General features: G+C 40.4%; 25 protein-coding genes and 2 tRNA genes. 15 read left to right on the forward strand and 12 right to left on the reverse strand.

Annotation, left to right across the window (positions count from 1 at the left end):
- The first annotated feature begins 14 nt into the window (after positions 1 to 14).
- A complete protein-coding gene (locus QXF67_02845) occupies positions 15 to 980 on the forward strand; it encodes a tRNA-dihydrouridine synthase family protein (protein MEM3060446.1) in 966 nt (321 codons plus the stop codon).
- A 15-nt stretch (positions 981 to 995) separates the two neighbouring features.
- Here the strand turns inward: QXF67_02845 and QXF67_02850 are convergent, their stop codons facing one another.
- Positions 996 to 1,577: a TATA-box-binding protein gene (locus QXF67_02850; GenBank protein MEM3060447.1), complete on the reverse strand. Its 582-nt coding sequence runs from the start codon at positions 1,575 to 1,577 to the stop codon at positions 996 to 998.
- Between the two features lie 152 nt (positions 1,578 to 1,729).
- On the opposite strand from QXF67_02850, the gene QXF67_02855 reads away from it, so the two are divergent.
- The 7 genes from QXF67_02855 to QXF67_02885 all read left to right on the forward strand — a co-directional run bounded on the left by QXF67_02855 (position 1,730) and on the right by QXF67_02885 (position 4,870).
- Entirely contained in the window at positions 1,730 to 2,008 is a 279-nt protein-coding gene (locus tag QXF67_02855) for a hypothetical protein (protein ID MEM3060448.1), read from the forward strand.
- A gap of 36 nt (positions 2,009 to 2,044) precedes the next feature.
- Positions 2,045 to 2,488, forward strand: coding sequence for an RNA polymerase Rpb4 family protein (locus QXF67_02860; GenBank protein MEM3060449.1), 444 nt, complete (start codon positions 2,045 to 2,047; stop codon positions 2,486 to 2,488).
- 27 nt (positions 2,489 to 2,515) lie between these two features.
- Positions 2,516 to 3,085 (forward strand): DUF655 domain-containing protein, encoded by a 570-nt coding sequence (locus QXF67_02865; protein MEM3060450.1) that lies wholly within the window; start codon positions 2,516 to 2,518, stop codon positions 3,083 to 3,085.
- Positions 3,086 to 3,115: 30 nt separating this feature from the next.
- A tRNA-Arg gene (locus tag QXF67_02870) sits at positions 3,116 to 3,262 on the forward strand.
- Between the two features lie 43 nt (positions 3,263 to 3,305).
- A complete protein-coding gene (locus QXF67_02875) occupies positions 3,306 to 3,809 on the forward strand; it encodes a hypothetical protein (GenBank protein MEM3060451.1) in 504 nt (167 codons plus the stop codon).
- Positions 3,799 to 4,551 carry a 16S rRNA (adenine(1518)-N(6)/adenine(1519)-N(6))-dimethyltransferase RsmA gene (rsmA, locus tag QXF67_02880; GenBank protein ID MEM3060452.1) on the forward strand — a complete coding sequence of 251 codons (753 nt, stop codon included), beginning with the start codon at positions 3,799 to 3,801 and terminating at the stop codon, positions 4,549 to 4,551. Before QXF67_02875 ends, rsmA begins: the two co-directional genes overlap by 11 nt.
- Positions 4,535 to 4,870, forward strand: a complete 336-nt coding sequence (locus QXF67_02885) for a hypothetical protein (protein MEM3060453.1) — start codon at positions 4,535 to 4,537, stop codon at positions 4,868 to 4,870. Before rsmA ends, QXF67_02885 begins: the two co-directional genes overlap by 17 nt.
- 3 nt (positions 4,871 to 4,873) lie before the next feature.
- Here the strand turns inward: QXF67_02885 and QXF67_02890 are convergent, their stop codons facing one another.
- Complete coding sequence (locus tag QXF67_02890) at positions 4,874 to 5,953, reverse strand: hypothetical protein (GenBank protein ID MEM3060454.1); 1,080 nt, start codon at positions 5,951 to 5,953, stop codon at positions 4,874 to 4,876.
- A gap of 62 nt (positions 5,954 to 6,015) precedes the next feature.
- Here QXF67_02890 and QXF67_02895 point away from each other — a divergent pair, with 62 nt between their 5' ends.
- Both QXF67_02895 and QXF67_02900 read left to right on the forward strand, forming a co-directional pair.
- Positions 6,016 to 6,501, forward strand: coding sequence for a flavin reductase family protein (locus QXF67_02895; protein MEM3060455.1), 486 nt, complete (start codon positions 6,016 to 6,018; stop codon positions 6,499 to 6,501).
- Positions 6,494 to 7,543, forward strand: a complete 1,050-nt coding sequence (locus QXF67_02900) for a hypothetical protein (protein ID MEM3060456.1) — start codon at positions 6,494 to 6,496, stop codon at positions 7,541 to 7,543. The genes QXF67_02895 and QXF67_02900 overlap by 8 nt, the downstream gene beginning before the upstream one ends.
- Before the next feature lie 31 nt (positions 7,544 to 7,574).
- Here QXF67_02900 and QXF67_02905 read toward each other — a convergent pair whose 3' ends face one another.
- Positions 7,575 to 8,672 (reverse strand): GTP-binding protein, encoded by a 1,098-nt coding sequence (locus QXF67_02905; GenBank protein ID MEM3060457.1) that lies wholly within the window; start codon positions 8,670 to 8,672, stop codon positions 7,575 to 7,577.
- Positions 8,673 to 8,716: 44 nt separating this feature from the next.
- Between QXF67_02905 and QXF67_02910 the strand changes: the two genes are divergently transcribed.
- Entirely contained in the window at positions 8,717 to 9,112 is a 396-nt protein-coding gene (locus tag QXF67_02910) for a putative metallopeptidase (GenBank protein MEM3060458.1), read from the forward strand.
- Positions 9,113 to 9,225: 113 nt separating this feature from the next.
- On the opposite strand, the gene pheT is transcribed toward QXF67_02910, so the two are convergent.
- The 4 genes from pheT to QXF67_02930 all read right to left on the reverse strand — a co-directional run bounded on the left by pheT (position 9,226) and on the right by QXF67_02930 (position 13,932).
- Positions 9,226 to 10,800: a phenylalanine--tRNA ligase subunit beta gene (gene pheT, locus QXF67_02915; GenBank protein MEM3060459.1), complete on the reverse strand. Its 1,575-nt coding sequence runs from the start codon at positions 10,798 to 10,800 to the stop codon at positions 9,226 to 9,228.
- Positions 10,801 to 10,948: 148 nt separating this feature from the next.
- Positions 10,949 to 11,653, reverse strand: a complete 705-nt coding sequence (locus QXF67_02920) for a hypothetical protein (GenBank protein MEM3060460.1) — start codon at positions 11,651 to 11,653, stop codon at positions 10,949 to 10,951.
- A gap of 1 nt (position 11,654) precedes the next feature.
- Complete coding sequence (locus QXF67_02925; protein MEM3060461.1) at positions 11,655 to 13,145, reverse strand: ATP-binding protein; 1,491 nt, start codon at positions 13,143 to 13,145, stop codon at positions 11,655 to 11,657.
- Positions 13,146 to 13,155: 10 nt separating this feature from the next.
- Positions 13,156 to 13,932 (reverse strand): hypothetical protein, encoded by a 777-nt coding sequence (locus tag QXF67_02930; protein ID MEM3060462.1) that lies wholly within the window; start codon positions 13,930 to 13,932, stop codon positions 13,156 to 13,158.
- A 63-nt stretch (positions 13,933 to 13,995) separates the two neighbouring features.
- Between QXF67_02930 and QXF67_02935 the strand changes: the two genes are divergently transcribed.
- Both QXF67_02935 and QXF67_02940 read left to right on the forward strand, forming a co-directional pair.
- Entirely contained in the window at positions 13,996 to 14,577 is a 582-nt protein-coding gene (locus QXF67_02935) for a MarC family protein (protein MEM3060463.1), read from the forward strand.
- A gap of 177 nt (positions 14,578 to 14,754) precedes the next feature.
- Positions 14,755 to 15,939, forward strand: a complete 1,185-nt coding sequence (locus QXF67_02940; protein MEM3060464.1) for a redox-regulated ATPase YchF — start codon at positions 14,755 to 14,757, stop codon at positions 15,937 to 15,939.
- 82 nt (positions 15,940 to 16,021) lie between these two features.
- Here QXF67_02940 and QXF67_02945 read toward each other — a convergent pair whose 3' ends face one another.
- Entirely contained in the window at positions 16,022 to 17,197 is a 1,176-nt protein-coding gene (locus QXF67_02945) for an aminotransferase class I/II-fold pyridoxal phosphate-dependent enzyme (GenBank protein MEM3060465.1), read from the reverse strand.
- A gap of 115 nt (positions 17,198 to 17,312) precedes the next feature.
- On the opposite strand from QXF67_02945, the gene QXF67_02950 reads away from it, so the two are divergent.
- Positions 17,313 to 19,484: a hypothetical protein gene (locus tag QXF67_02950; protein MEM3060466.1), complete on the forward strand. Its 2,172-nt coding sequence runs from the start codon at positions 17,313 to 17,315 to the stop codon at positions 19,482 to 19,484.
- A 68-nt stretch (positions 19,485 to 19,552) separates the two neighbouring features.
- Here the strand turns inward: QXF67_02950 and map are convergent, their stop codons facing one another.
- The 4 genes from map to tmk form a co-directional block, all read right to left on the reverse strand.
- The gene (gene map, locus QXF67_02955; protein ID MEM3060467.1) at positions 19,553 to 20,509 is read right to left on the reverse strand and encodes a type II methionyl aminopeptidase; all 957 of its coding nucleotides are present in this window, start codon (positions 20,507 to 20,509) and stop codon (positions 19,553 to 19,555) included.
- Positions 20,510 to 20,525: 16 nt separating this feature from the next.
- Entirely contained in the window at positions 20,526 to 21,197 is a 672-nt protein-coding gene (locus QXF67_02960; protein MEM3060468.1) for a TIGR02253 family HAD-type hydrolase, read from the reverse strand.
- A 34-nt stretch (positions 21,198 to 21,231) separates the two neighbouring features.
- Positions 21,232 to 21,321, reverse strand: a tRNA-Glu gene (locus tag QXF67_02965).
- A gap of 2 nt (positions 21,322 to 21,323) precedes the next feature.
- Positions 21,324 to 21,926 (reverse strand): dTMP kinase, encoded by a 603-nt coding sequence (tmk, locus tag QXF67_02970; GenBank protein MEM3060469.1) that lies wholly within the window; start codon positions 21,924 to 21,926, stop codon positions 21,324 to 21,326.
- Between the two features lie 47 nt (positions 21,927 to 21,973).
- Between tmk and pyrB the strand changes: the two genes are divergently transcribed.
- Positions 21,974 to 22,882: an aspartate carbamoyltransferase gene (gene pyrB, locus QXF67_02975; protein ID MEM3060470.1), complete on the forward strand. Its 909-nt coding sequence runs from the start codon at positions 21,974 to 21,976 to the stop codon at positions 22,880 to 22,882.
- Positions 22,883 to 22,904: the final 22 nt, after the last annotated feature.

A 22,904-nucleotide genomic window follows, 5' to 3' on the forward strand; every position in this document is an offset into this window, starting at 1 on the left:
TGAGAAATTTTCTGATGCGGATTGGAGATATTCTAATTGATGGATGGCTCGTTCTTGCCCCTATGGCTGGAAAAACAGATATTGCGTTTAGGCATCTGTGCAAAGAATTAGGGGCTTCATTGGTATTTTGTGAATTTGCAAGTGCCGAGGGCATATTGAGAAATGAGGAATACGCTCTTCGAGTGATGAGAACTGAAGAATCAGAGCGTCCGGTCGGAGTGCAAATATTTGGGGAAGGTGCTAAAAGGATGGGAGAGGCTTGTAGAAAAATAAATGAGCTGAAAGAGCACGGGAGAATCTGCCCTGACATTCTTGACATAAATTTTGGATGTCCTGGAAAAAATGTTATGAGGTGTGGTGCTGGAGCTGCCCTTCTTAAAAATAAAGAAGAGATTAAGAGAATACTTAACGCATGTATTGAAAATTCAAAAATACCAATCAGTGCAAAAATTAGAATAGACGGAGGGGTAGAAAGAACTATTGAAATTGCAAAGGAAATTGAGGATTGTGGTGCTTTTGCTCTGACCGTTCATGCAAGGACTATCGCTGGTGGAAAGAAAAGAAATTCGGTGCAGTGGGAGGTTATAAAAAGGGTGAAGGAGAGCGTGAATATTCAAGTTATAGGTAATGGGGGAGTCATTAGCTGGAAAGATGCAATTCGTATGCGCAACTTGACTGGATGCGATGCTGTAATGGTTGCGCGGGGTGCGTTGTATGATCCATTTATATTTCTGAAAGCTTCATCCGTCAAAATAACGAGCAAAGAAATTGAGAATCCTGAAAGGGTAAAGTATGAGAGGATGAGCGCTTTGAAAAGATATGTTGAACTTTCACAAAAGTTTGGGATTTTGAACCTGCAAAGTGTCAGGTCGCATGCACTAGATTTTTGCTTTGGGCTTGAGAGAGCTAGAGAAATGCGTGAGAAGATATCAAAGGCAGGCGATATAGATGATATTGTCAGGGTTTTTGGGGAAATTTAAGTTATTGCTTTTTGATTATTTTGAAGGTGGCTTTGAGGCATAGTTTTTTAATACTCTGGTAAGGTGTAACAATGTTTTTCTTACGTCATTTTCGGACTGACAGCCAGTGCAGATTATCTTGCCGTTTTTAAAAAGAAGGAGAGAGGATTTTGGATTTTTGAATTTTAGGATTGCGCCTGGGAATTGCTCGGGTTCGTATTCTACGTCCTCTACTTCCGCAGCTATTGAATAAAGGTCAAGGTAAACGCCAAGTGATGCTGAAGCAACGATATTTTCTATCTTGAATTTTGGTTTTGCGTGTGTTTGTGGAGTTGTTTTTGCGTATGGTTTTAAAAGGTTCATTGTTCTGTTGACTGTTGTTTGGACTTGGGATTCTGACTGACAGCCCGTGCAGATTATCTTGCCGTTTTTAAAAAGAAGGAGAGAGGATTTTGGTTCTTTTAGCTTCAGGATTGCGCCTGGGAATTGCTCGGGTTCGTATTCTACTCCAGGTATTTTAAATGCTATAGAATAGAGGTCAAGCTCTATGTTGAGGTTTGCGCTTGCGACAATGTTTTCTATCTTGAATTTTGGTTTTGGTATTCTTATTCCACTCATCTCAACACAACACCTGCTACTTTGAAAACATTTTTAAATAGGTATATTTTGGATGACGGCTTTAAAAAGGTATATATATCAATTTATAATGGAGCTATCAATAGCATGACGCCTTTGAGCTATAGGTAGTGTTGAGTTTAGTGGGTGATTTGATGGCAAAGATGTCAAAAGGGTTGCTTAGAAGGAAAACGCGTGCCCTTGGAAGGTCATCAAAAAGACTCAGCATAAACCGTGTTGTCAAGACATATGGGATTGGAGACCGGGTAGTTATAAAAATAAATGCGCGATATGGCGGCGCCCCTAACCCGCGGTTTAATGGTAAGGCAGGAATGATTGTAGGGAAAAGGGGTAAAGGATGTGTTGTTAGAATAAAGGATATAGAAAAAGAAAAAGAATTAGTCGTCTTACCTATGCATCTTCAGGCTCGGTAAGTTAGTTTAGTTAAACTTTGTGTTGGGGGTATTTCTGTGATAGGAAAAAACATAAAGTCAAAAACACCACTATGCCTTGCAGAAGTAAAGGAAATTTTGGATAGTAGAAAGAAAGATGGAGAGTTCGGATTTGAGCAAAAGGCGTCTTATGATTATTGCGAGAAGTTTTGTCACCTTAGTCTAGAGGACGCAAAAGGTCTTTTGGAAGAACTAGGGAAAGTTGAGAAGCTAAACGAAGAAGCAAGGATAAAGATAGTGGATATATTGCCAGAATATGCGTCTCAAATTCGGCTCATTTGTCAGAAGGCAAAGGTAGAGTTAAGCGAAAATGAAGTTGAGAAAATATTAAACATTGTAAAAAAGTATTTGGAAGTTGCAGATAAAAGTAGAAAAGTAGAAAAAGATGAGCAAAAGATTTCTGAATCTGAAAAGGGAGAAGATGAAAAAAAGAAAAAGAGTCAAAAGAAGAAAGGGAAGTGAGTGTTATATTGGTTGTGGTTGTTGCTTATGGGAGAAATGGAGGAATGGGCTTACGTTCTTGATTTTATGCCGCAGGGGATGGCTGCTTCTCGAGAAGCCGAACCGTTGGCACAGGTTATTGGAACAAAGTTTTTCACCTTACTTGAAGTTATTCTGAAGCCGGGAGTTGCGGTTTCTATTGAATCAAAGGTTTATGTGGGGCGAGACAAACGCGTAGAGGTTGATAGGATAAAAAGAAGAATTGGTGTCCGAGAACTAACAAATACTGCAAAGACAGAGCTGCATCCGGTTTTGAAAAAAATTGTGCAGGAAAGAGAAAAGGATTTTGTACAGTTCTTTAACAAGTGCGGTCCTATATCAATAAGACTGCACCAACTTGAGCTTCTTCCGGGGGTTGGAAAAAAGCATATGGAGCAGATATTGGAGGAGAGGGAGTTGAGGGGATTTGAGACCTTTGCTGATATAAGAAACAGAGTGACCTTGCTTAGTGACCCATTAAATATAATTGTTACAAGGATCGCGCGGGAGTTAGAGGGCGTTGAAAAATACTATCTTTTTGTAAAGCCTCCTCTATCGTCAAAGAAAGGATTATATTAAAAAGAAAAGGGGATATTTTTTAGTGTTGGTGGGCCCGTAGCGCAACGGATAGCGCGCTTGGCTTCGGTCACAATTGAGCCTGAAAGTGGAAGAAACCAAGAGGTTGCGGGTTCGAATCAGCTGATGTTAGGACTTTGACATTGCCTAAGCATAACTGTGACAATCCCGTCGGGCCCGTTATTTGGCTTAGGCATCATTTGGTTTAGAAGGTGGGGGGAGGATGTCGGCAGGCAGAAGGAGGATTAAATCGGTTTGCGCTTTTATCTTTTTCTTTGTTTTGGTTGGGTTATTTTATGGTCTTGAGCTTTTGGTTTCCAATGCCACTGTTGGAAAGGACATTTATGTTTTAGTTTATGAGGAAAGAGGCGAGTTGTTTGATGGGGTGGGGAAGGCTCAAACTCCAACGGGCGCTGAAATTTTTTTTGAATTATATCATGGGCAGGGGAGAATAAATGCTAGTGAGGTTGGTAGGTGGGAGATCTGGGTTGGGGAAGAAAAAAGAGATGTGTTTGTCTTTGACGAGAAGCCGCGAACGAGGGTGTTTGAGGGGCAAGCCGATTTTTTTCTTCTTTTTTCTTTTTTGCTTGCACTTGTAGTTGTATTTGGGTTTTTAGGTGTCGTTTTTATTTGTAGAAAGCTTGTTTTGGAAGAAGAGAGAGTGGATTTGATTAGGGAAACGCGAAAGCGAACACTTGGTAGGGAGGAAGCAGGACGTGGCAGATAAGCGGCTTGGACAGAATTTTCTTTGCAATGAGGATATACTTGAATTTGAAGCTAGTCTTGTTGAGATAAGTGGAAAGAGAGTCATTGAAATTGGCGCAGGCGATGGAAGACTTTCAAAGAAACTTGTTTTGAAAAACCCAAGCAGGCTTGTACTAATTGAAAAAGATAGGAATCTTGCGCGAGTACTTGAAAGTGAGTTTAAAAATATGAGTAATGTTTCAATCTTAAACTGTGATGCGCTTGAGGTTGATTTCTCTCGATTTGATGTTGTGTTTGGGAATATACCGTATAGTATAAGCTCTCCGCTTCTGTTTTTGCTTGCAAGGCAACAAATTAATAGAGCGGTATTATGCTTGCAAAAGGAATTTGCTCTCAGACTTGTGGCAAAGCCAGGAACAAAGGAATATGGAAGACTGTCGGTAACTGCAGGGCACTGTTTTAACAGCAGAATAATGCGCATTGTTCCTGCCGAAGCGTTTAGACCAAAGCCAAAGGTAGATTCAGCAATAGTTATGCTGGAGCGACGAGGAGAGGCGCTTGGAGATGAAGAGTCTGATTTCATCAGGAAGATATTTTCTTATAAAAAACAAAAGGTGAAGAATGCAATTAAGCATGCATTTCAAACTCTTGGCTCATCGGTTCTTGAGATGCTGCCCCACAAAGACAGAAAGGTTTATACACTCAATATAGAAGAAATAAGAGATGTGTTCTGGAGCTTGAAAGCTTATGGGAAAACGGATTAAGCTGGTGGATATGCACAAGAGGCACAAAAAAAAATTTAGAGGGAGGCTCTCTTCTTACGTACTTGTTGTTTTGGGGTCGTTGAGTTTTTTTCTTTGGGCTTATGGGAAAATAGATGTTATAATTCTCTCGGCCGTGTCAGTTGTTTTAATTTTTTTGGGCTTTATTGTATGCGCCTATATGCATTTCTGGTCAAGGGTTGCTGGGGTTTTGGGGGTTTTGCTGGCGCTTGTTCCTGTAGTGATTGAGAAAATGCCTTATTGGGAATATGTAGTACTTTTAGGAACTGCTATTGGATGGTGGGTTTGGAAGCACGATTAGATGTTACTTTTTCTTGTTACTTTTTTCCTCTTTTGGAGTTAGGAGAGACATTATTTCTCTTGATTTTTTCTCAAAATCCTCTCGCAGTTTATCTATTTCGTCTAGTTGTTTTGAGGGGGAGCTGGTAACTTTGGGGTATGTAGAAGGTTCTTTTTGTTTGGATACTTTTAGACCCGCAGTGTATCTAGAGGGAATCCCTTTTTCTATTTTGGGTTTGGAAATGCTCGAGCTTTTTTTAGCAAGTAGGTCTTTTAAAAGGGAAATGCTTTCAAACAGGCTTTTCTTAGATGAACCGAATCTACGAGCATAATTCTCTATTTTTGAAAGTGTGCGCGAGCTAGATAAATAAGTTGCTGAAATATCGCTATCGGTTTTGGCCGCTTTTACCTTCGCTATTTCTTTTGCAAGCTTTCGTTCATATTCGTCTTCTAGCGATTTTGCAATTGTAGAGAGCTTTCTTTGCGCCTCTTCCATTTCTTTTTTTCTTGCTTCTTCTGCCTCCTCCTTTAGGCGTTTTATTTCCTCGCTTAGCTTTGCTTCTTGTTCCGCTTTCAGTTTGTTTATTTCTCTTTTTAATCGTTCTATCTCCTTTTGGGCTTCTGAAAGATGAATTTCTTTTCTTGCAAGCTCTATATCACCTAGGAGATCTTCTGGAGTGAGAGGCATGTCGTCGCGTTGTTTTTGGTATTTTTGTTGAGGTTGGAAGGTATCCGTTTCATTAGTCAATTCGATTTGTTCGGTTTGGTTTGCTTGCATGCTTGGCGTTGGTTTTTCCATTGGTTTTGGCGGAACAGTCAAGTATATCTCGTCAAGTATTATTTTCTTTGGTGAAGGTTCTTTGATTGGCTTGGTGGAGGTTATTCTTTGACTTACTTCTTGCGTTTTTGGTGCTTTTCCAAGGAGTGATTCAAGAGCATTGACACGTATTAGCAGATTCTGATAGATAATTGGCTCGGGCTGAAAAAAAGCAAGGGGAACTATCGGCTCGTAGCTTGTCGTTTTCTTTGGCGTTGTTGCTTTCTTCTCCATTTGTGCTACCGCTTTGGAGAGTGATGCAAAATCTGTCTGGAATTGTTCTCCCATATAATTGAAGATGTGTAAGAAGAATTAATAAAGATTGAGTGTGATGAGTCAGAGGTAATAGTATGGGCGAAGGATTATTCTATCCGCGTCAGGTTGTTCTTTTGACGTCCTCCTATCGCGGAAGAAGCAATCTCTCGTGTCTAGATGCAATCCTTCCAGTTGGCGACGGACCGGATTTTGTGGTTTTTACTCTTACAAAAAACTCATTTACGCTTGAACTTATCGAGAGATCAAAGGAATTTGTAATTGCAATTGTTGACGCAAGGTTTAAAGATGCAGTACGCCTTGCAGGAAGCGTTTCTGGAAATGTGGTGGATAAAGTCTTAGAGGCAGGGATTGTTACGGAAAGGGGAGCATATGTAAGTGCTCCCTACATTGTAGGTGCACTTGCAAATATAGAGTGCCGCGCTGTTGGAAGCTTTGAATGTGGAGAGCGCGCCATAATTGTTGGGGAGGTTCTAAAGATTAACAAGGAGGCGTCTGAGGGGAGGGAAAATTCAAAAAGTCTTTTTATAGATGTGGATGGAAGTTTATTTGAAGTTGGGTGAAACAAGAGTGGTACAGGATCTGCAAGAGATAAGTGTGATAAAGCCAAACAAAACTGCCAAAGAAAGGCAGAGAGATGAGGAATGGGTAAGACAACAGATTGGTGAGGTTGGGATTGATATTTATAAACGAATTGAAGGGAAGCGTAAGTTTGTTGACATCGAACGCGAAGTTTTGCTGACTCAAAATGAGCTTGGCTCAATTCTAGCAAGCATGCAGGTTGGAGGAGTAATAAGAGCGCTCGATGATATGGGAAAACCTATTGAGCTTAACCGGATTTTTTTAGAGTATCGGCGTGATAGAGAAGTAGATGCAGGCGAAAAAGAGGAAATTAGAGAAACAAAAAAACGCATTAAAAGCATTTGGGGAGAAAAAGGCATCAGAATTTACGATAGCGTAGAAGGTGATTCTGCATTTGAGGATATAGTAAGAAAAAGCGGTATCCCAGCAGATGAAACTAAAAAGATTATTTTTGAGATGGAACGTGAGGGGATAATAAGACTTGAACGTAACAGAGAAACCGACACATCTGCAGTTTCTGTGAAGTACATAAGAAATCTTGGTCGAAATGCAATTGCCTATGCTAAATTTTTGTGGAACCCACTATATTTTTTAGTAGTTTTTAATGCCATAATGCGGTTTGGGCTTGCGGCGCTGATAGTGTTTAAAATGATAAAAAAAGAGGCAACTGTTCCGGAGATAGCGGCAGAGGCTGGTATTAGTATAAAGCATGCGTTAAACATCATTGAATTTTTTGAAAAGAAGAAGATTGTGGCCATCCTGAGATTTGGGCGAGAAAAAATAAAAGAGAAGTATGGAGCAATTGGTGCGGAAATTTTGAAGTGTTTTGGTTCTGATGGAATGTTGATCTATGAGTTGTACAAAAGAGGAAAGACGCCATCTGAAATAATAAAGCAGTCCGGGGTTTCTCCAAGCTGCGTTATTGAAATTATTGCATTTATAAATAAGTTATGTAGGATTCCCATTGATGCAGAAAAACTCTTGCGTTACGAACGATATAGAATTGAAATGGAAAGATCATGATGTGTTTGTTGGATTTGAGTTTGTTGGTTGCTCATTGGCTGGTTTGAGGTTTTTTGAAGTAGAGAGTTAAGATGTCTCCATCTTGCAGTGTGTGTGAGGGCCCAACCATTTGACCTTCAAAGCGAGCGGATGGGCCCCAAATTCTTGCAAACTGGAGGTCTTCTAACCGACTTTCCTGTATCCTTTTACATACATCCGCTACTGTTGAACCTGACGGTAGCATGAGGGGATATTGGATGTCTGCCTTGCTGCCTCTTGGCCTGGTATATACTCGGATTAGATTGAGTTTTTTGTATATCTCACGCTTTAAGAGGTCTATGTTGATGTTCTTTTCAACTGATATTGGGATAAAGTCAAATTGGAGGCTTGAGAGATAGTCTGGCGGCGCCAGATCAACTTTATTTATTGCTATTAAGCTTGGGATGTAGCACCTATTTCCTACGCAGATGTCGATAAGAGAATCTTCGTCTGCGTCTTCCCTAAACGTTATATGGGCGTTATGTATTTTGTATTCGTTTAGGATTCCTATTATTGTCTTTGGAGAGAGCTTTGTAAGCCTAAGCGTTGAGCTTATTTCTAAGCCTCCAGATGTTCTTTTTATTATTGATATCTTAGGTGGTGACTTGTCAAGTCGAATGCCCATTGCTTCAAGCTCATTTTTGATTGGCTCGGGGTTCGGTTTAAATATATCAAGAAGGATGAGGATCAGGTCGGCACTCCTTGCCACTCCAATAACCTCTCTGCCTCTGCCTCGTCCTTCATGAGCACCCTCTAAGATGCCTGGAAGGTCCAGTAACTGTATTTTAGAACCCGCATATTCCATCGTTCCTGGGATGCAGGAGGTTGTAGTAAAGTAATGTGGCGCCGTCTTACTTGATGCGTTAGTAAGAGCATTTAGAAGGCTTGATTTTCCTACTGATGGCAAGCCTATTATCGCCACCGTTGCGTCGCCGGATTTTCTTACAGCAAACCCTGTATCGCTTTTAGCAGATTTTTTTGGCGATGCAAGTTGTCGTTTGATATTCGCAATTTTAGCTTTCAATATACCGATGTGATATTCTGTTGCTTTGTTTTTCTGAGTGCGTCTGAGTTCTTCTTCAAGTTCCCTCAATTTGTCTGTAAGTCCCATACAGATATTAATATGGTTCAATGAAGATTTTATAGATTGGGATTATGGAAGTCGAAAAGGCTCTTGACGTACAGCAGAGAATCGAAAAAATTATTGATGCACTACGGCCAAAGGGGATAAACCAGTTTAGGATAATCTGTATGCGGAGCCGGGGTTCAAGTTCAAGAGCCTATGCAAGAATATGGAGCATGCCCAAGATTTGGCAGAAAGCGCTTGACATAGGCACATTTTATGTTATTGAGGTCTTGAGTGAGAGGTTTGATGGACTGAGTGATGAGGATAAGACAAAGGTATTGATACATGAGCTTATGCACATACCGCAAACGTTTTCAGGTGCACTCCTTTCTCATGGGCATCGAGGTGGGAGGGGTGATTGGGAACGAGAAGTCGAGATGCTTTATAGGGAATACAGCTCACGCGTAAGATATATGAACAAATAAGAGCTTGCTTTGATGGTGGGGCAAATTGTTAAGAATTGTTAAGAATTGTTTGGAATGTTGTTTGGGCTTCCGATGTTTGTTTAACGTTGTTTGTCTAAGTCACGATTGAAAACTCAAAAGTCAGCATCAATCTCAAAGAGGGCTACTGGGTGTTCAATTGAAAGATTTTCCAAGACCTGTGGATGAATCTCGCCAATCCTGCCGACAGATTTTCCTAATAAATTAATTGTGGCACAGCGGCCCTCAATAAATGTTGTGCCGGCAACTCCTTCTTCTTTCTTTAGGGTGTAGGTTTTGTTGCTCTCGCGCATCAGTAGCTCAAGCACAGACTTTATCTTTGAGAACGATGCGTTGTGAGACAAAATTGCAACGCATAGTTTCTCTTTTTCTTCTGGAACTGATACGGTACCAATCTCGTATATTTTTTGAGGCAATCGCTCGTTTTTGCTCTCTGAGAAGACGCGGAGTAATCCTGGGATTAGTGATGGGCGAAAAGTCGTGAAATCTTCTGTTAGAGGATTCTTTATTTTTACGCCTCTAGCATCTATTCCACAAAGTGACAACTCGTGGGGAGAGGTTAAGAGCCAGCTTTTTATTTCAAGAAAACCTGCTCCCACGAGAATAGCGTTTGCTGGATGCTCATCTTTTGAGCTTCCGGTTGTCGATAGCTGGGGAAGTGTTGGAGTGAAGTTGTCGTATCCGTGAGCTATTGCTATATCTTCGTATATGTCCACTTCGTGCATTATGTCTGCGCGATAAGGTGGGACAAGAACCGCTGAAGGGCCGGCCAGAGAATAGCCCATTTTGAGTAGATAGTCTTTAATTTGCGACTCTGTAAACTTTATTCCTAAAAGGCGCTCGCATCTTTTTATTGAAAATTTCTTTATGTGTGGGGTTAAGTTAGGAGTTAGTTCTTTTCCACATTTTATTTTTTTAATCTTGCCGCCACGGTCAGCTAACATGCAGACCAATATGTTGAGGGTTGCATGCACTGCATCTTTTGAGGTGCCTGTTACGTCTATCAGTAAATTTTTTGTGTTTTCACTAACACGCGTAAGCTCTCCGTTTATTATTGGTGGAAAGGATAGGACGTTTTCGTCTGCGTCAGTAATTAGAGGACATTTTCTTCCTACAAGATGGCGGTATTCGATTCCTTTTGGATGTTCATGAAGAATTTGTTTTGGAGTCATTGGGGAGTGCATGTCAAGTGGCACAAATGAAACGGCTTCTGGGCTGCATGCAAAATACTTATAGGGTGGTTTGACGGCGTCTGCATTGTGTATTCCAATTGCAACTTTTTTTCTTTTTCGTCCAAGTGTCTCGTGGAGCTTCTCCTGTATTTGGATTATTGATTTTATTGAATAGTCGTCAAGACTAACGCCATCCACTCTGGCCATTGCAATAAATGGACGCACCCGCCGCACAGAAGTGTCTATTATGAGCTCGCCGGCAAGCCCTTCTTCTGCAACATATGTGTTTGGTGGTTTTCCAAAGTATAGATTTAACGCCCGTGATATTCCTTCTGAAGAAAGCATATCTGGTCTGTTTGGAGTTATTTCAAGATGAAGCTCGTCCTTGTCTGCTCTGTTTGTTGGTACTCCTAGAAGCGGAAGAGTTTGTAGTATATCTTCTTCGGAAAGTCCTGTCTGGTTTTGGATATCTCTAAGTGAGGTAGTTATCTGCGCCATCGTATCATATTCTATTTTAAGAGAAGAATTTTAAATGTGGAGTAAATCAAGTAATACTTTTTTTATTTTGGATAGAAGGTTGAGGCGCTCCTTTATAACAATAAAAGAAAGGTCCTTCTGCTTTGATTTTAAGGTTCTGAAATAGAGTTCAGGGATTTTCTGCTTTTGCAATATAACCGCCTTTTAGGAGCCTATCAAGTGCTTGTTCAACGCGGACTTCGGAGACGCCGTGTGCCTTCGAAAAGGAACTTATACGTATTCTACCACCATGTATCTTTATCCAATCAAAAACCATACATTCAAGCTCAGTGTCGGATATTCCATCAATTGAATCAAGACGTTTTTTTAGTATTGAATTTGTTTTTTCAAGTTCCATTCTGATTGAGCTTTCCTTTTCCAATAATTGCGACATTGTCTTGTACTCTTTAGATAGGCGTCTGCATTCTGCTGTCAATTTTTCACATTGGTTGGAGAGGATTTCCTGCTGGGTGTTTGTAAGCTTAAGAAGATGGTCTATTGGACCTCTGAGGATGGAATGGGCTTGTGAAAGAGGTATATTATAGCAGTTGCAGATGGCGAGTATGTCAAATAAATTAAGTAGCATTGAGAGGCGACGCGTGAGGTGTCTCTCTGATTCAGTTGTAAATTCAAGTTCAAATCCAGTGGGCATTAAAGAAAGAGTCCAAAAAGCGCGTGGATTGCCAATGAAGTCTTGTGATTCTACATGGGTTATACTAATAGTATCTGAACTCTTTAATGGGCGAAAGCCGATGGAGGAGAGGTTCTTAATTAGTTCGTCTGCGTTTTTTGTGCGCTTGCATTTGAGGCTAATTTTTTCTGTTTGTAATTTCAATCTAATCACCATCCAAAGTTAGTGTTGCGAGTTTATCAGCATCGGCTCCGAGACGAGAACGCTGAAGGGTAGAAAAGAGGCTTAAAAGTGATGCCTCTGGCGCTCCGAGTTCTCTGAAGAGTGATAGAATCCGTGTTCTTGCAAAACCATATTTTTCGAGTAAGGAGACGAGTTCCTGTGCAGGAATAGTGTTGCCAGACAGTGAAAACCTTAAAAGGATCTCTGAAACCTGTTCGTCTTGAAGGCCGAATAAGTGTAGCTTTCGCCTCAGCTCTTCTTTTTCAAATTCGAATTTCATTCCATCACCCCGCAGAGATAGGAGCACGAAAGGCTCTTCACCATCAATTTTTTTTATTATAAACGTTGTCGAGCTCGTTGTTTTTTCTTTCCGTATTAGATGAACTGCGGCTGACCCAACGTTGAAGGTTGATATCTGTTTGGCTATTTCATCAGAATAAGCTAAGGAGGAGCGGACGTAGTCTTTGTATTCATGAAGAAGAAGACGAAAGATGAAAATTGTTCCTGCATTTGAGAGGATTGTTTTGCTTATATCGGTTGGATTTTGCGATGCCACTATGAGAGAGAAGCCGTACTTTCTTCCTTCTCTTATCAGAGAAACGGCATCGCTCTTTTCATCTTGAGCTATTTTCCATGCTTCGTCAAGCACAACAAACAGCCTTATTTTATCTTCTTGAGTTGGTTGGCTGCGCATTAATTCAATTATGAATTGGAGGATAGTGAGGCCGGCTAGGCTTCTTGATTGCTCTGAGGGTAAGCTATGGAGGTCTACGCATACTAAGCCTGAAGAAGCAAGCTGTAAAATGCTAGTTGTAGATTTTCCAAAAAAGAAGTTCTGGTTTGGGGAACATAGTTTCTCAAGTCGGTATATGCATTCTTCAATATCGTCCTTTTTCTGTTCACTTTTTGCTTTCTTCAAAAAAAAGTGAAGATGGTCAAAAACATCTGCAATTGTAGGGACTCTGTTTTTTGAACATTTATATGCCTGGCGAAAAGCTTTCTCAGTTATTCTTTTTTGTGATGGATAGTTGGAAATGTCTGTGAGTATTTCAAGCGCATCTATTATCTGGGTTATTCGTTCCTCCTTTTCTCCTATGCAGTCAAGAAGGTTGAGGCTATGCCCTTCCTTAAAGCTTATTATTTTTCCACCAACTTCCCGTACCCATGGCACATATTCTCCTGACCAATCAAGAATTAGTGCGTTTGCGCCCCAAACGAGACTTGCCCTTACCAGGAATGTCTTTATAAGGTAGCTCTTCCCGCTTCCGGATATACCTAAGATTACTATGTGTGGATTTGCAAGGAGTGCCGGATTCCAGAAAAATGGGGTTGAAAAAATAGAGGTTCTGCCAACGTAAATTGAATTTGAAGGGTTGTTTGAAAGGAAGGTAATGGGAGGTTCCTCTTCTGAAAAAAAGATCTGTCTACTATCAAAATCAGAGGTAAAAAACCTCTCTAAATTGATATTACCCATATTAAGCAACTCAGGATGTTTCCTCTTTTATTTCGGTAGCTGTTTCTGGGATTGCGTACTCCCATTCAAAGCACTTTTTCATTTCTTCTCCGCGTAAAATTGAAACCCGCGCAGAGAGCGCGTTTGCGAATATTGCTTTTATTTCGTTTGCTTGTGAACGTGATTTGGTTTGAGCTTCTTCGAAGCTATCACCATATGCTGTTGTTGAGACAAACGCTAACGATTGGATTGGCTTCTCTCCATTTGCAAGTTTGTTTATTTGTGAGGTCCACATCGAAATCTCGCGCTCGAGAACCGCTATTTGGGCGGCATTTTTGTGTTGATCAAGAAGCAGTTGTGACTTCTTATTCTCAGCCAGACTTCTCCGTGCCTTTAGCTCATCTAAAACTGATGAGAGGTCTGGATTATAGAGAAGTACGGAAAGTTTGCAGGGTGAACGTATTGAAGATATTGCTTTTGCAAAGCTTGAGCTGTTGGGTTGGGCTGTTGGTTGTACTGGCTCAAGATTAATTGAAAGAAATGTTGTTGCAAGATAGCCGTTTTGTGTTTTCTTGACAAGAACGTCTTGACTCGGCGGTATCTGAAATTCGCCTATTCTCTCCTTTAGCCCTAATCCAAGGAATATGGACGGCATTATTGCATAGCCATACTTCCAAAGAAAAAAGGAAATTGACAATAAGAAGGCGCAGAGAAACGCAAAGAAAGCTGAGCCGACAGAGATAGATAGAAGGAGGGAAATTGCCGAACCAGCGATACAGATTAGTGCTATGGACCGTGTGCCTATCAAAAAAAGCCCCGGACAGTTTAATGTATGGATATATTTTTATGGATATTGTGGGTAAGCCTTATTATGTTTCTGTCGGAAATTGCGGATGTAGCTATAATATTTTTCATTATTATGGATCCCTTTTCATCTGTTCTCCCATTCTTAGCTGTTACTAAGAATGCGGGTGTGAAAGAGAGAGTGCGTCTTGCGGGTGTTGCAACCATTACTGCAGGCATAGTTCTAGTAACGTTTACACTTATTGGGCCTGAGATGCTTCGGATTTTGGCTGTGAGGGTTGAGAGTTTTCAAATAGCTGGAGGGCTCTTGCTTTTGTTGATTGGGATTGTGTTCGTCTTTGGCCTCCATTTTGAGGATAATTCAAGAAGAAAGAAGGAGATTACGAGTGAGGTATTGCTTATAGGCGTCCCTCTTATATGTGGTCCTGGAACTATGACAACTGCACTTTTATTTTCAGCAAGTCATGGTGTTTTAGTAACGCTTATGGGGGGGATTGCTGCATGCATTGTCGTTTATGTCGTCTTAATGGCGGCTAACCCGATAGCGCAGTTAGTAGGCGTGAGGGGATTAGAGATATCTTCCAGGCTTATAGGGATAATAGTCTCAGCTGTTGGAGTTGAGTACATCCGCCTTGGATTTGGATTTTGATAGCATTGGTTATTAGTGAGTTTAAACGTTGATTGTTAGAATTTGAGTGGTTGTTGTTTTGATTGGCGGCGTATTGGTGAATGAAGCTTCTGCAGAAGAATTATAAGTGCTGATGTATGTATCTAAATGGATAAATGGCCGGAAACAAGAGATTAAGTATTAGTAGGAGTAGTAGATGTGGGTATATCTAGTATGCTTGTTGGTGTTGTTGGAGCTCCAAATAAAGGAAAAACCACTTTTTTCTCAGCAGCTACTCTTGTTGATGCAAAAATTGCAGATTACCCATTCACTACCATTGAGCCAAATCGAGGGGTTGCGTATGTGGGTGTTAGATGTGCCTGTGTAGGTTTGGGAGTAACCTGCAACGCAAGAAACAGTGTTTGCAGAGGTGGTACCCGGCTTGTGCCTATTAGTATGGTTGACGTTGCTGGGCTCGTGCCTGGTGCACATTCCGGGCGCGGGATGGGGAATAAATTTTTAGACGATTTGAGGCAGGCTGACGCTCTGATTCAAGTTGTTGATGCAACTGGAAAGACAGATTTAGAAGGAAAACCTGTTGAATGGTCAAACCCCGCAGAAGAAGTCTTGTTCCTCTTAAGGGAAATTGATGCTTGGGTTGCTGGCATAATAAAAAGAAACTGGGACAAAATAAAGGGAAGAGACATAAAATTTGTTTGCTCTGCACTAAGTGGATTTGGGGTCGGCGAAAGAGAGATTAAGGGAATCGTTGAGCGGTTAGGTTTAGATGCTGAAAGAATTGCGTGGGGCGATGAGGAGATATTAAAGTTTGCACAAGAAGTCAGGGTAGAGAGTAAGCCTATTGTGGTGGCTGCCAATAAATGTGATATTCCAGAGGCACGTGAAAACGCCAAAAAGTTGGCTTCGGAACTTAACGGTCTGCGTGGAGTTAGGGGAGTATTCCCTTGTTCTTCGGCTGTTGAGCTTGCACTAAGAAAAGGAGAAAGGGCAGGGGTGGTAAGCTATGTGCCTGGAATGTTGGGGTTCGAAATACTAAAGGGGGCAACTGGGAAGCAGAGGGAGACTCTTGAAAAAATTGAAGCTATGGTTAGAGAGAACGGCACAGGTGTACAAAATATTATAGATTATGTTGCAAGACAGGTACTAAGATTATTGGTTGTTTATCCTGTTGAGGATGAAAACAGATTTTCGGATTCTGCTGGAAGTGTGCTTCCTGACGCATATCTTGTAAAAGACGGCACAACCGCGCTTGAGTTTGCTGGAAAGATACATACTGAATTACAGAGCGGATTTCTTGGTGCAATTGATGCAAGGACAAAAAAGAAGGTCGGGAAGGAGTACATCTTAAAGGATGGCGACATCATAAAGATAATTGCAAGATAGGACATGAGGGTTTTAGAATTCTGCTTTTGGTTTGGTTGATTGTTTGTTGTTTGGTTGATTGTTTGTTGATAGATTGGATTTTTTAGGCGTACTTTTCTATAAACTGTCCAATTTTGGATACTGCTTCTTCTATTATATCGGGAGGAGGGAGAAAGGTTATTCTGAAGTAGAGACCGTTCAAAATTGGGGAGAAACCGCTACCTGGGATAGCTACAACTCCTGTTTCTTCTAGAAGCGAATACACAAACTTTTTGTCGTTTTTGAATTTTTTTGTTTTTACTTTGATGAATGCATAAAACGCTGCGTTTGGAGTAGGACACTGAAGGGCTGGTATTTTTGATATTGAGCGGATGAGTGCGTCTCTTCTTAAAAGAAGTTGTTTTTTGACATCTGCAAGATGGGTTGGAGGTAGGGTAAAGGCAGCTAATGCCCCACGCTGCATCTCCCAATTGACAGATAAACGCTGGTTGCATAGCTTCATTATTGCAGTCTGGAGGTCTTCTGTACCTTCACCATGAAATGCAAGATATCCAACTCGTGCACCGGGATAGATAAAGTTCTTTGATAGACCGTTTCCAGAAATCAGAGGAACGTCATGTGAAATGGAGCGTAGATTAATCATGGGTTGCTCGTTGAGTATTAGCTGGTCGTATATTTCATCTGCAATGATTGGGAGTGAGTTTTCACCTGCGATGTTAACTATTTCTTTTAGTAGTGAATGAGGGTAGACTGTGCCTGTAGGGTTGTTGGGATTTATGACTACAATTGCACGGGTTCTCTTATTTACTCTTTTTCTGATCTCATCTGGAATTGGAAGATAGTTTTCATCGCATGGATAGAAGTTGTCGGTTCCTCCCAAAACCCGTGATTTTGTATTATACAGCGGATAGCCTGGAGATGGAAGTAGTATATTGTCTCCTGGGTTTAAGAGTGACTGGAAAAGGAAGTCTATTCCTTCGGAGAGTCCGTTTGTTATAAAAACTGCTTGTGGGTTCACACCTTCCCTTTTAGCTATTGTTTGGCGAAGTTCAGGATCTCCTTCCGAAGGGCAATAACCAGAGTATTTTGGTTGGTGTAACGCTTCGATGACTGCGTCGGTTATGTGCTGAGAGGGGCAAAAACCAAACAGATTCGGGTCGCCTATATTGAGCCAAATCATTTTCTTTCCTTTTTTTTCAACTTCCTTTGCTTTTTGGACGATATCCCGAATTTCATAAGTGATATGTGCTACTCGCGATGCAACTCTGATTTTTTGCATAAGCGAAGGTAATACGACTATAAGTTATAAAATGTTTCTTTTATTGAATCTGGAAAGGATTAAAAGATTAAATTGTTTTGATGCATGTGTGGAGAGAAAAATTTTGTTTTGGTTGATGTTGCTGCTTTTTCTTTCTTCGCTGCTTGTTGTTTGGGCCAATATCCAGCATCTTGACTTGAATTTTTTTCAGATCAAACAGCCTCAAGAGATATTTGTAAGCTGGCGGGGTGGGGACTCGTTTAATCTTTCAGCAAATTTTGATGGGGAATGTAGCATATGTGGTATAAGGCGTGAGATTCAGAGTGGAGATAACCGGTTGAGTTATGGAGGTTGTGAAAGCCGCATTATAGTTGAATGCGCTGATGAGCAAGGGAGGAATAGTTCTCTGGCTTTTTTGCGTCCTAAAATAGCTGAGGTTATTAACCTAAATACATGGAGTAAAAGGGAAGATGACGGGGGAGCGGGAGTTATCTTTGTTAGTGGGGCAACAAAAAACAGAGGTGACTTGCAAGTTAGCTACTTTATTGATGGAATACTAAAAAGAAGATTTTTTGAAAAAAACGTCTCTGGGGAGTTTGTTTTTGGTGAAAAATTTAGATTTGATAGGGGGGAGCACACCTATCAGATTGACGTCAATGGAGTCGTGGTTGAAGGTGTATTTGATTATGAAGGATTAACGGTTCCTGTGTCTCAAGTAATCATTGTTACCTGCTCTGTGATTTTGGCTCTTGCAGTTGGGAGAGGGCATCTTGAACGAATTTTTAGTATGTTCTGCTTTCTTGCTATTTTTTTTGCTTTTCATTATGAGGTAGTGTCGCTTTTTAAAGCCGAATTTTTTGTTCCTGCAATAGCTGATTTTCTTGCTATTTTGTTTGTTAGTAGGAAGTTAAGGTGGAGATTTTGGCTACCGAAGATTGACGAGAAGGAAGTGCTATGGTTTGTATTAGTTGGTTTGGGGCTTGTTGTCCTATCAAACATTTTTATAGGTTCTTTGGATTTGTGGGGGCCTTATTATTATAGGCATGTGCAGGCCGTCATGGATAAAGGGGGGGTGTTTTACTCTGATCTCCTGAGTTATTTGGGAAGACCGTTTACATATCCGCCTGCGTATTTTCAGTTTGCGGCTGGTCTTACAAGCGCATTTTTTATATCTGATTTTGAAACTGTGAGACTGTTTGAGCATTTACTTATCGCTTCACTCTATTTTGCTAGCTTATATATGCTTTTTTTTAAGTATTTAAAGAGGGCTAGAGTACTAGGGGCACTTATTACAATCTCTGAAGTATTTGTGTTAGTTACAGCATCAAATGTAACGCTACATATTTTTGCATATACACTAATGCATATTGCTGCAATCCTTTCTACCGGACGAGGAAGAATTTTTTTATTTATTCTATTAGGAATATCCGTTGCGGCCCATCCATCATCAATCGTACTTTTTCCATTTTATGCGCTTGTTGCAAACCAATTTGAATTGAAAAAAAGGTTCGTCCTGAAGCTCATAGCGTGCATTTTTGGTGGGTTGTTGGTTTGCTTGCCGTTCTACTCTATAATTTTTTACAAATATGGGTTGCCTTATGAAATCGCTCCTTATGAGTGGGGGTATCTTCTGACTTGGGGATTTGGAGGTATGGTAAATGATTTTGGGCCTCTCCTCTTCCTTGGATTATCTGGTGCTTTTTTGGTATTGCTTGCGCGGCTTGGCTTCATTGAAAGGAGGTTTGATGGTGTGGGATTGCCGAAGCTAATTGTTCCAGCAATTCTTATTTTTGTATTTTTTATATTAGGTATTTTTGTCAGCTTTAGAGCGAATATGTTGTTTGGTGTGATGTCAGCAGCGTTAGTTTCTTCTATCTTTGAAAGAAGTTTATCGGATAAAAAATTATTTTACCTGTTGTGCCTGTTTTGTGTTTTTAACTTCATTTTGTTTTTTCTTGTTCAGTCAGGACCGCATGCATGGTGCTATTGGGGTGTTGCAAACGACAACTGCTTATTGCCTATGAAATATTTAGAAAAGTACACTAAAGGAGAAAGCTCTGTTGTAGCAAATCCTCGATTTGGTCACTTGGAGACATATATAGGCAAAAGAAAGATCCTATCTGATTTATATGTGGAATATGCAGATAATGAGAAATATTTGGCTGCAGTTGAAGCTTACAAAACAGGGGTTTTGCCAGAAGAATTTGAGGTTGATTACCTCGTTTTGGATGTTGTTGAAGGAGCAGAACAGGGAGTAAGTTTAGACAAGATATATGACAATGGATTTGCGAGCATTTGGGAAAAGTAGTGGTAGGATTACTTGATTAGTCTTAGTTGTTGATTGATTTTTTGATCATACATATTGCGGGGGGTGAGTTAAGCTTTTGTAAGAACGCGAGCTCCATCTTTTTCAATCACTATAGTGACTTCGGATTGCGAGACGTAAGAGCCCTTTTCGTCTGATAGGATTGGGAATGGCTGAATTGCACTGTTATTCATAAGATCACGGAGTGATGCGTGGAGGATTAGGTGCGATTGGAATTTACCTGAAATCCAGCGCTGAGCAAATGGAAGAGTAAGATAGTTTTCAATCAAATAAGATAGAAGTTGTTTTGATGTTCGAAGGCGAGTATTTGTTAGCTTCATAACTTGGAATATCTCTATTTGGTCCGTATCATGCACTCTTCCGCTTCCTGTAGAAGCAAAAGGTTCTATGGCAAAGAAATCTCCTTCTTTAAACTCGTAGCCTCCACTGACTGCTATGTTTGGAATTTCTGGTCCTGCGTGGAGGGTGTACGGCTGCAGCATGTGCCCCGTCAAGTTCTCTATAGGCTTAAATCCAAATGAAGTTATTGTTTTTTGTATTATTTGCCCTATTTCGCCAGTTTTTTTTCCTGGCCTAATAGACGCGATTGCTTCATCGAGCGCTTTTTCTGAAGCCTCGACGAGTTTGCCGTGTTCTTCTGATAAGTCAACGGTAAATGCGGTATCAGCAATGCAGCCGTTTATATGCACGCCAAGATCTATTTTTACTAAGTCCTTCTCCCCGATTAGCAACGTTGAGGACGCTTCGGGTGTCGCATGAGCGGCAATTTCGTTTATGGATATATTAACAGGAAAAGCTGGTTTTGCTTGAGCATCAAATATCATTTTCTCTAAGCTCTCTGCAATATCAATTGTTGAGGCTCCTGGCATTATTAGTTTTTTTGCATCTTGGCGGATAGAATACGCTATTTTGTTTGCTTTCTCATAGTGTTTTAGTAGGTCTTCTTCATTTGTCATATCATCTTTATTTGTATTCTTATCTGATTCGTTTGTCTGTGTTTTCGACATAAGGCTCACGTATAGTTCAAAGCAGCTTTAAAAGGTCCGTTATTTCCTTTATCTCGAAGTCGGACTTACAGTGCTTATTTTTGTTTTTGCCTTTTAAAATCCTCACTGAAATCAGGCCAGCCATGTTGGAGTATAGAATATCTGCTACTGGTGAGTCACCAACCATCAGGCAATTTTCTGGGCGGAACCCCAATATTTTACAAATTCGTTTATAAAAAAGTGGGGATTTGTTTATGCCTAGTTCTTGTGATATAAAAACGTGGTCAAATGAATCTTGTAAAGACAGACGAATTAATTTGTCCCATTGTTTTTTTGGTATTCCTTCTGTTGCAATACAGAGGATATAGCCGGCTTTTCTAAGTTGTGAGAGAAGTTGTTTTACTCCTCGATATGGCTTTAAGTTCCTTTTTGAGTCGTGATACGCTCTGATTCCTGAGGCAACTATTTTTGATTTGTCTTTGGCATTCAATTTTTTACACAACAAGTCAAAGTGATTTTGAGAATTTGAGCCAACCTTAGATATTATTTGATTGAGGAGTTCTTGCGCCTTTTTTTCTGTCGTCGGCAATCCTGCACGGACCATGGCTCTTATTGCAGCACGCCGCGCTTTTTTTGAAAAATCGGTTGAGGCAAATAGGGTGTCGTCTATGTCAAATAAGATGGCTCTTACTCTTTTTATGTCAGGCATGATTTGAGATAGGTTGTTTTAGTATAAAAAGAAGCGCTCCGACCGGGATTTGAACCCGGGTTACCGGCTTTCTTCACGAAAATTTGAAAGGCCGGCGTCCTTGACCGGGCTAGACTATCGGAGCTCTCAGACTGGGATTACGCTTAAGGATCTAAGAAGCCTTATTATTTGTGAATGTATTTCTTGTTTGTCTTTTGCTCCATCTATCTTTATCCATTTTTTGGTTAGGAATTTTGAAGTATAAAGTTTTTTGTAGTTTTTTCTTGTCTGTGTGAGGAGATTGAAGTTTGATTCGTGAGTATCGAGGTGAAGTTTCTGTTTCTTTTTGCGAGATTGGGAGGTGGCGACGTCGACATCAAGGAGGATTATTACATCTGGTGTACAGAAGGGAAAGGACGAGATGATGTTTATTGCTTCTTTAAAAGATATTGAGCGTGAGTAGGCTATTGTTGAAGTTATGTATCTGTCTAAAATCACTATGCGGTCTTCTTCTAGTTCTCTATTTATTTTTTGTTGGTTGAGTAGGATATCCAGCAAGTAAAGAAAGAATACAGTCCTGAGTGGCAACTTTGACTTTCCAGATAGATATGTGTGTATTTTTGAGGCTTTTTTTGTAGGGTATTTGTGGATTGAAAATTTTATTTTTCTTGATTTTAGAAATGAAGATAGTAATTGGATTTGTGTGGCTTTCCCGCTTCCATCTATACCTTCAAATATGATGAGGGGCATAGAAATGTTTTTAATTTTGGAAATTTTAAAAGAGGTGGGGTTTAGAAGTGAGGCACCTAATTTCTATTCGTGACCTGTCGCGGAAGCAGGTTGAGAAGTATTTTAGAGAAACGGAGAAAATGGAGCGCGCTCTTGAGAAGGGAAGAGTGAATGTTTTGAGTGGCAAAATTATAGCTACTTTATTTTTTGAACCATCGACAAGAACTAAAATTTCGTTTCAGGCTGCAGCAAAACGTCTTGGTGCAGATGTTGTAGATTTTAATCAGGAAACTTCATCACTTAAAAAAGGAGAGAGTTTTTTAGACACAATACGAATGGTTGATGGATATGTTGATGGGATGATTATTAGACATGAAAGTGATGGTTCGGCAAGGCTTGCATCTGAAGTTGCTACCCATCCTGTGATAAATGGGGGGGATGGGGCTAACCAGCACCCGACCCAGACGCTTATTGACCTCTATGCAATAAAGAAGTTTAGTGGTAGGGTGACCAACCTACATGTAACTCTCTTTGGTGACCTAAAACATGCAAGAGCTATGCGCTCATTTTTATATGGTGTGTCTATGTTTGGGAATGAGGTTGATCTTTGCTCGCCACCAGGTTTGGGAATGGATGAAAACGTGATATCTGAGATAAAAGAAAGATTTGGAGTCGCGATAAGAGAGGTTAGCCGCCCACAACTTTCAAATTGTGATGTCCTCTATGTTTGTAGAATACAGAAAGAGAGATTTTCCGATCCTTATGAGGCGGTTCGGGTTCAACAAGAATTTTCGATTAATAGACAGATTTTAAGAGATGCTAAAAAAGACATGGTTATTTTACATCCCCTCCCAAGAATTGAGGAGATATCCAGAGATATTGACTCTGATAAAAGAGCGAGATATTTTGAGCAAGCAAAGCTTGGAGTTCCTGTTAGAATGGCTATTTTGGTGGATGTGGTGGGTAGGGGGTATTGAAGGGGGGGTATTTTATTTGTGT

It is taken from the genome of Candidatus Anstonellales archaeon (assembly GCA_038869735.1).
In the GTDB taxonomy this organism is placed as follows: domain Archaea; phylum Micrarchaeota; class Micrarchaeia; order Anstonellales; family CG1-02-47-40; genus JAWCQO01.